This window comes from Mesorhizobium sp. M8A.F.Ca.ET.021.01.1.1 (assembly GCF_003998025.1).
In the GTDB taxonomy this organism is placed as follows: Bacteria; Pseudomonadota; Alphaproteobacteria; order Rhizobiales; family Rhizobiaceae; genus Mesorhizobium.
Genome location: NZ_RZSJ01000295.1, coordinates 1 through 7,341, shown reverse-complemented (window position 1 = coordinate 7,341; position 7,341 = coordinate 1). Strand labels below are relative to the sequence as shown.

Here is a 7,341-nt window from a genome sequence, read left to right as displayed (position 1 = left end):
CCCGAGGTCTCGGCGCGGCCGCAGGTGAACGCGGCGCGCAAGGCCTATGACGAGAAGCGGCGGATGCAGAGCGTCGGCGATTGACGCCGGCGCTGAAGCTCCTTCCTTCTCCCCGTCTCTATACGGGGAGAAGGTGCCGGCAGGCGGATGAGGGGCAGCGCCAACCAACAGGTAATAAGCAGTTCTAAACCGGAGTGACGACTTGAAAGCCAAACTGGGCATGTCCCCCATCGCATGGTGGAACGACGATCTTGCCGAACTGAGCGATGACGTGTCGCTGGAAGAGTGTCTGCGCCAGTCGCGCTCTGCCGGTTTCACCGGCATGGAAATGGGCCGGCGCTTTCCCAAGGACCCAAAGGTGATGCTGCCGATCCTGAAGGCCGCCGACGTCACGCTATGCGGCGGCTGGTTTTCCGGCACGCTGGTCGACGAGGAGATGGCTGCCAACAAGGACCGCATCCAGCCGATGATCGACCTGTTCAAGGCGGTCGACGCGCCCTGCATCGTCTATGGCGAGGTCGGACGCTCGATCCAGGGCGACCGCGCGAAGCCGCTTTCCACCAAGCCGAAACTCACCAGTGACGAAATGAAGGCCTACGCGCGGCGCCTGACGGAATTCGGCGAATGGTGCGCCGAGCAAGGCATGCCGCTTTCCTACCATCACCACATGGCGGCGGTGGTCGAGACCGAGCCGGAACTCGATGCCTTCATGCGCCATTCCGGCGAAGGCATACCGCTGCTGCTCGATGCCGGCCATCTGGCCTTTGCCGGCGGCGATGTGCTGCGCGCCATCGACAACCACCACAAGCGCATCAGCCATGTCCATGTGAAGGACGTGCGCATGGACGTGATCGACGGGCTCGACCGCACGAAACAATCCTTCCTCGACGCCGTGGCGCTCGGCGCCTTCACCGTGCCGGGCGACGGTTCGCTCGATTTCGGGGCCATCGTGCAGCGCTTCGCCGATCATGGCTATGAAGGCTGGTTCGTGGTCGAGGCCGAGCAGGACCCCAGGAAGAACCCGCCGCTGAAAATGGCGCAGGTTGGCCATAAGGAACTGATGCGGGTGATGACCGCCGCCGGCTACACCGTCGAGACGCAGGGCTTCCCGAATGCCTGAAGGCTGGATTGGTCGCCACCGGTGGCTTATCTGAGAACTGGTTCAGCAACTCTCGGATGGCGCGATGAAAGATTATGAACACCCGTTCTTCCGGCCGCTGTGGCGGCGCGTTGCCGTCGTCGCGGTCTGCGTGATCTGGTCGGTGATCGAGTTCGCCTCCGGCACCCCGTTCTGGGGCGTGATTGCGCTCGGCTTCGCCGGCTATGCCGTCTGGCAGTTTTTTTATCTGTACAAGCCGGTGGAGGAGACGAAGGCAACGGCTGCGGAACCCAAGGTCGGCATCGAACCCAAGGAATGATGGAAGAAGTTCCAGTGGATTGGATACGTGCGTAACGGATCGCATACGTTGGTGATTGGCCGAAACGCTCCTCGCTTCGTCATCCTAGGGCGGAGCAAGGAGCGCAGCGACGCGGCGCAGACCCTAGGATCCATGCCGTTGGATTGAAGCGTTGCGACGGTGCAGAATTCCGCTCCGCTCCGCTGCGGGGTCACGGAATGGATCCTAGGGTCTCCGCGACGGAGCTTCGCTCCTGCTACGCCCTAGGATGACGAAGTTGGGAGGCTTCGGCCGATCTCGAAGATTTGCGATAGGAGAGACAAAAATGTCGAAACTGCTCGTCAAAGCCGACAAGGGCAATGGCCGCGTCGCGCATGTCACGCCGCAAGGCGCTGGCTGGACCTATGTCGGTTTCGATCTGCATCGGCTGAAGCCCGGCCAGAGCGCCTCGGGACAGTCGGACGACCGCGAAGTCTGCCTGGTCTTCGTGACCGGCAAGGGTACGGCAAAAGCCGGCGGCAAGGATCTCGGCCTGCTCGGCGAGCGCATGTCGCCTTTCGAGGGCAAGCCGTGGTCGGTCTACGTGCCGCAGGGATCGGACTGGTCGGTGACGGCCGATACCGAGCTGGAACTCGCGGTATGCTCGGCGCCCGGCCTTGGCGGCGGCTTGCCGGTCCGGGTGATCGGGCCGGACGATCTCGGCCAGGAGGTGCGCGGCAAGGGCACCAACACGCGCTACGTCACCAACATCCTGCCTGAGGGGCAGCCGGCCGACTCGCTGCTGGTGGTCGAGGTCATCACGCCCGGCGGCCACACGTCGAGCTACCCGCCGCACAAGCACGACCAGGACAATCTGCCCGCTGAATCCTATCTCGAGGAAACCTACTACCACCGCCTCAACCCGCCGCAGGGTTTTGCCTTCCAGCGCGTCTATACCGACGCCGACAAGGATGGCCGGCGCGCGCTGGACGAAGCCATGGCGATCGAGGACGGCGATGTCGTGCTGGTGCCCAAGGGCTATCACCCTTGTGCCGCCTGCCATGGCTATGACCTCTATTACCTCAATGTGATGGCCGGGCCGAAGCGGACGTGGAAATTCCACAACGCGCCCGAGCACGAATGGTTGATGAAGGCCTGACCGTCTTGCGTTTCCGGTTGAACTTGTTGGTCCAGTTGGGAAAAATCGTCGGCTAACGACCCTGAGGGTCGATTTGCCTTCGAAAACCCTTCAAAGCTTCGTCAATCCGTCATGGAAATCACCTATGGCAACGTTTCTGACGAGGACTTCCCATGCGTTATGCCATCTATTTCACCCCCAGGCAGGACGAGCCGCTGGCGCGTATCGCCGCCAACTGGCTGGGCCGCGACCCGTTCGGTGCCGCGACCAGGCCGGTTGAGGCCGTGGCCGACCTGTCGGCGGCGGAAGTGGCCTTCCACACCGCTTCGGCGCGCCGCTATGGCTTTCACGCCACGCTGAAAGCGCCCTTCCGCCTGGCCGCCACCGAGACCGAGGCTTCGCTGCGCGCGGCGCTAGACCATTTTGCCGAAGCAACGCCGGTTGTGACGATCCCGCGCCTCGTCGTCAGCCAGATCGACAGTTTCTTCGCGCTGGTGCCGGAGGGTCCGCTGCCTCCGCTCAAGCGCTTCGCCGACGACGTCGTGCGCGATTTCGACCGGTTTCGCGCGCCGCTGAGCGAGGCCGAGATCGAGCGGCGCAGCCCGGATTCGCTGAAGCCTGCCGAGTTTCGCAATCTCTGCCAGTGGGGCTATCCCTATGTTTTCGAGACCTTTCGCTTCCATATGACCCTGTCAGGCCGGGCCGGCCCACAGGAAAGCCCTCGCCTGCGCGCGGCGATCGACGGCCTTTTCGCCGATGTGTTGCGCCAGCCCGTGCTGGTGGATGCGCTGACATTGTTTGTCGAACTCGAACCCGGTGCGCCGTTCATGGTGCTGTCCCAGCACGCGCTTGGATGCCGCCCGGCCAGAAAAACCGCCTGACAGGCGCCGGAAGAAGCAAGGACCAGCCGCAATGACCGCCGAAACTGTTCTTTCCAACGCCCGCATCGTTCTTGCCGACGAGATCGTCGAAGGCTCGCTGGTGCTGCGCGACGGCTTTATCGCCGGCATCGATGCCGGCGCGGCCCGGACCGGCGAGGACATGGGCGGCGACTTCATCATTCCAGGACTGGTCGAACTCCACACCGACCATCTCGAGGGCCATTATGCGCCGCGGCCGAAAGTGCGCTGGAACCCGATCGCCGCGGTGCTTGCCCATGACGCGCAGGTGGCGACCGCCGGCATCACCACCGTGCTCGATGCGCTCCGCGTCGGCATGGACGAGGACGCCGACCTGACATCGGACGACATCCGCAAGCTGGCCGATGCGATCGAGGACAGTGTCCAGCAGGAGCGGCTGCGGGCAGACCATTTCATCCATCTGCGCTGCGAGGTCTCGGCACCGGACTGCCTGAGGGCCTTCGCCAATTTCGAGACAGACGACAGGGTGAAACTGGCGTCGCTGATGGATCATGCGCCGGGCCAGCGCCAGTTCGTCAACCTTGAAACCTACGCCTACTACTACCAGCGCAAGCTGAAGCTCTCGGATCAGGATTTCAAGAAATTCTGCGAGAAGCGGATGGGCGAGTCGGCACGCAATTCAGGACCGAACCGCGTCTTCCTCGCCGCCGCCTGCCAGGAGCGCGGCATCGTGCTCGCCAGCCATGACGACGCCACGTCGGCTCATGTCGACGAGGCCATCGAGCAGGGCGTGAGGGTCGCCGAGTTCCCGACCACAGAGGAAGCGGCGCGGGCCTCGAAGGCCGCCGGGCTCGGCGTGCTGATGGGCGCGCCCAATGTCATGCGCGGCGCCTCGCATTCGGGCAATGTTTCGGCACGCACCCTGGCCAGTGACGGCCTGCTTGACATCCTGTCGTCCGACTACATCCCCTTCAGCCTGATCCAGTCGGCCTTCTTCCTCGGCGACATGGTCGAAGGCATTTCGCTGCCGCAGGCCGTCGCCATGGTCTCGAAGAACCCGGCGCAGGCCGTCGGCCTTGACGACCGCGGGATCATCGAACAGGGACGCCGCGCCGATCTGGTGCGGGTGCGCGTCGACGATCGTGTTCCGGTCGTGCGCACCGTGTGGCGGCAGGGATGCCGGGTGGCATGATGGTGTCGGCCTTGATCGAGCGCGAACTGTCCGCCGAAACCTTTCCGATCCGTCATGGCGTCTTTGTTGCTGTCGTAGGCCCTAGCGGTGCCGGCAAGGACACGGTGATCGGTTACGCCAAGGCGCTTTTCGCCGACGAGACGCAGCTGGAGTTCGTTCGCCGCGTCATCACCAGGCCGAGCGATGCGGCGAGCGAGGATCACGACACGCTGGCCGACGCCGCCTTCGCCGAGGCCGAGGCCGATGGCGCCTTCGCCATCTCCTGGGAAGCGCATGGCCTGCGCTATGGCCTGCCCGCCGATGTCGACTGGTCCGTTTCCAATGGCCACGTCGCCGTTGCCAACGTATCGCGCGCGGTCATCCCGACCTTGCGCGAACGCTATGCCAATCTGGCGATCGTCGAGATCACCGCTTCGCCCCAGGTGCTGGCCGAGCGGCTGGCGATGCGCGGCCGCGAGTCGCGCGGCGAAGTGCTGGCACGGCTGGCGCGCAGCGCCAGTGTGACCTTGTCCGGCCCTGGCGTCACCTCGATCGACAACAGCGGTCCGCGCGAGGTGGCCGGTGAGCGCTTCGCCGAGCTGCTACGCAAAGCAATGGCCTTCTCCGACATGTCGGGGCTGATCTGATCGAGGCCAGTTTCACCCGTCTGCTTGCGCTGCCGCCGGAACGCCTTGGGCTGCTGGCCGCGTAGGGTGATTCTGGACTACGATCCGGGAATTCGCCCCCAGGGAATCAGGGTCGAGCAAGACAGGAAGCCTTGATGCAGACACTGACACCCATCCTCTCGACAGTCACGGCGGCATTTCTCGCCTCCCTGGTCGAGGTCGTCGAAGCCTTCACCATTGTGCTCGCGGTCGGGGTGACACGCAGCTGGCGTCCGGCCTTGACGGGTGCTGCGCTGGCTCTGGCAGTGCTGGCAGCCCTGGTGCTGGCGTTCGGGCCGCTGCTGGCGCTTGTCCCCATCAACACGCTGCAGTTCATCGTCGGGGTGCTGCTAATCCTGTTCGGCATGCGCTGGCTGCGAAAAGCCATCCTGCGCAGCGTCGGCGTCATCGCCCTGCATGACGAAGAGGCGGCCTTCGCCAAGGAAACCGCCGCGCTGCACCGGCAGGCTGACGATCGGCGCGCCGACTACCTCGCCGGGCTGGCCTCGTTCAAGGCGGTGCTGCTCGAGGGGGTGGAGGTGGTGTTCATCGTCATCGCTGTCGGCGCCGCGCATGGGCAGACATTTTACGCGAGCATGGGCGCGCTGGCCGCTTTCGTCCTGGTGATGCTTGTCGGTCTCGCTGTCCACCGGCCGCTGGCGCGCGTGCCCGAAAACGCCCTCAAATTCGTGGTCGGGCTGATGCTGACCAGCTTCGGCATCTTCTGGACCGGCGAGGGCATCGGCGCCGACTGGCCGGGTGCCGATCTTGCTCTGCTCGCCATCTTCGCCATCGTCGCGCTGGCATCCTTCGCCATGGTGCGCTGGCTGCGCGGCACCAATCCCACAGCCGCCGGAGGGCTCGCCCGATGAACGTCCTTCGCCTTGTCGCCAGGGAATTCTTCGGCATGTTCGTCGATGACGGCAGTCTCGCGCTGCTGGCGCTGGTCCTTGTGGCCGCGGTTACCGCGGGGGTGAAGCTGCTCGCATTGCCGCCGCTGCTCGGCGGCGCCCTCCTGCTCGTCGGCTGCCTTGCCATCCTTTTGCAAAGCGTTCGCCGCGCCGCACGCCACGCTCACCGGTAGCGGACAGGCTTCAGCGGCGCCACGGGGATCATCATCGTCTTGCCCCGGCACCCTTGACGTCACGTCCAAAATGAAAAATATGGTACCGGTATCAAATGCGCGAAGCCCCCTGGCGGAACGCGCATGGACAGACAAATAATATTATAATAGCATACCATTATAACTCGCAGAGGAGCCGCTGACTCTCCGGTTTGCAAGGGATGTCCGCGAGCGAGCTGTTTCAAATCGTCGGGTGGCCAGGCGCCCCGCACCGTCGATATCGACACGAGGCGCCAGAAAATGCATGGGAGGAAAACATGCGGACTTTCCTGAGGGACGCGATGCTAGCCGGCATCGTGCTGGCGCTGTCGGCGCTGCTGCCGTCGATCGCTTCGGCACAGTCGGTCGATGAGATCATTTCGCGCGGCAAGCTGGTCGTTGCCATCGACACAACCACGCCGCCCTACGGCTTTCTCGACGCCAATCTGAAACCGACCGGCTTCGACATCGAGGTCGCCAACAAGATGGGCGAGGCGCTGGGCGTGCCTGTGGAATTCGTCACCGTCACCTCGCCGGGCCGGATTCCGGCTTTGCTGACCAAGCAGGTCGATGCGGTGATCTCGATCTTCTCGATCACGCCGGCGCGCGCCATCCAGATCGACTATTCGATTCCCTATGCCGGCCAGTCGGCGGTGGTGATCGCGCCGAAGAGCACCTCGATCAAGGGCGTTGCCGACCTCGTCGGCAAGAAGGTTGGCCTGACGCGCGGCACCGGCGAGGACGGATTGCTGACCAAGGCCGCCGAAGCCAATCCGGGCATCGAGATCCTGCGCTTCGACGACTATTCCTCGCTGCTGCAGGCGATGGTGTCGGGCCAGATCGACGCCATGGGGGGCGGCGATTACGGCGAAATCTACCTGAAGAAGGCCGGGAACGGCGACGCCTTCGAGCAGAAATATGTGCTGAAGACCTTCTACTTCGGCATCGGCGTCGCCAAGGGCAACGACAATCTCCGGCAGTGGGTCAACACCTGGCTGTTCACCATGAAGGCGGACGGCACGCTGGATG

9 protein-coding genes are annotated in these 7,341 nt (G+C 64.2%); all 9 read left to right on the top strand.

All coding sequences use genetic code 11. The features are described from left to right. Nucleotides 1-202: 202 nt before the first annotated feature. A complete protein-coding gene (gene iolE / locus EOA36_RS21330) occupies nt 203-1,120 on the top strand; it encodes a myo-inosose-2 dehydratase (protein ID WP_127279303.1) in 918 nt (305 codons plus the stop codon). 64 nt (nt 1,121-1,184) lie between these two features. After that, nucleotides 1,185-1,418: a DUF3329 domain-containing protein gene (locus tag EOA36_RS21325; RefSeq protein WP_127279302.1), complete on the top strand. Its 234-nt coding sequence runs from the start codon at nt 1,185-1,187 to the stop codon at nt 1,416-1,418. Between the two features lie 304 nt (nt 1,419-1,722). Next, nucleotides 1,723-2,535: a 5-deoxy-glucuronate isomerase gene (gene iolB, locus EOA36_RS21315; RefSeq protein WP_127279305.1), complete on the top strand. Its 813-nt coding sequence runs from the start codon at nt 1,723-1,725 to the stop codon at nt 2,533-2,535. Nucleotides 2,536-2,687: 152 nt separating this feature from the next. Continuing rightward, entirely contained in the window at nt 2,688-3,395 is a 708-nt protein-coding gene (locus tag EOA36_RS21310; protein ID WP_127279301.1) for a DUF1045 domain-containing protein, read from the top strand. A 31-nt stretch (nt 3,396-3,426) separates the two neighbouring features. Further along, nucleotides 3,427-4,566 carry an alpha-D-ribose 1-methylphosphonate 5-triphosphate diphosphatase gene (locus EOA36_RS21305; protein WP_127279300.1) on the top strand — a complete coding sequence of 380 codons (1,140 nt, stop codon included), beginning with the start codon at nt 3,427-3,429 and terminating at the stop codon, nt 4,564-4,566. Then, complete coding sequence (gene phnN / locus EOA36_RS21300; protein WP_167531402.1) at nt 4,563-5,192, top strand: phosphonate metabolism protein/1,5-bisphosphokinase (PRPP-forming) PhnN; 630 nt, start codon at nt 4,563-4,565, stop codon at nt 5,190-5,192. The genes EOA36_RS21305 and phnN overlap by 4 nt, the downstream gene beginning before the upstream one ends. Before the next feature lie 134 nt (nt 5,193-5,326). Continuing rightward, nucleotides 5,327-6,082, top strand: coding sequence for a COG4280 domain-containing protein (locus tag EOA36_RS21295; RefSeq protein ID WP_127279299.1), 756 nt, complete (start codon nt 5,327-5,329; stop codon nt 6,080-6,082). After that, nucleotides 6,079-6,294: a hypothetical protein gene (locus EOA36_RS21290; protein ID WP_127279298.1), complete on the top strand. Its 216-nt coding sequence runs from the start codon at nt 6,079-6,081 to the stop codon at nt 6,292-6,294. The genes EOA36_RS21295 and EOA36_RS21290 overlap by 4 nt, the downstream gene beginning before the upstream one ends. A gap of 296 nt (nt 6,295-6,590) precedes the next feature. Next, a partial coding sequence (locus EOA36_RS21285; RefSeq protein ID WP_127279297.1) for a transporter substrate-binding domain-containing protein occupies nt 6,591-7,341 on the top strand: 751 nt, incomplete at its 3' end.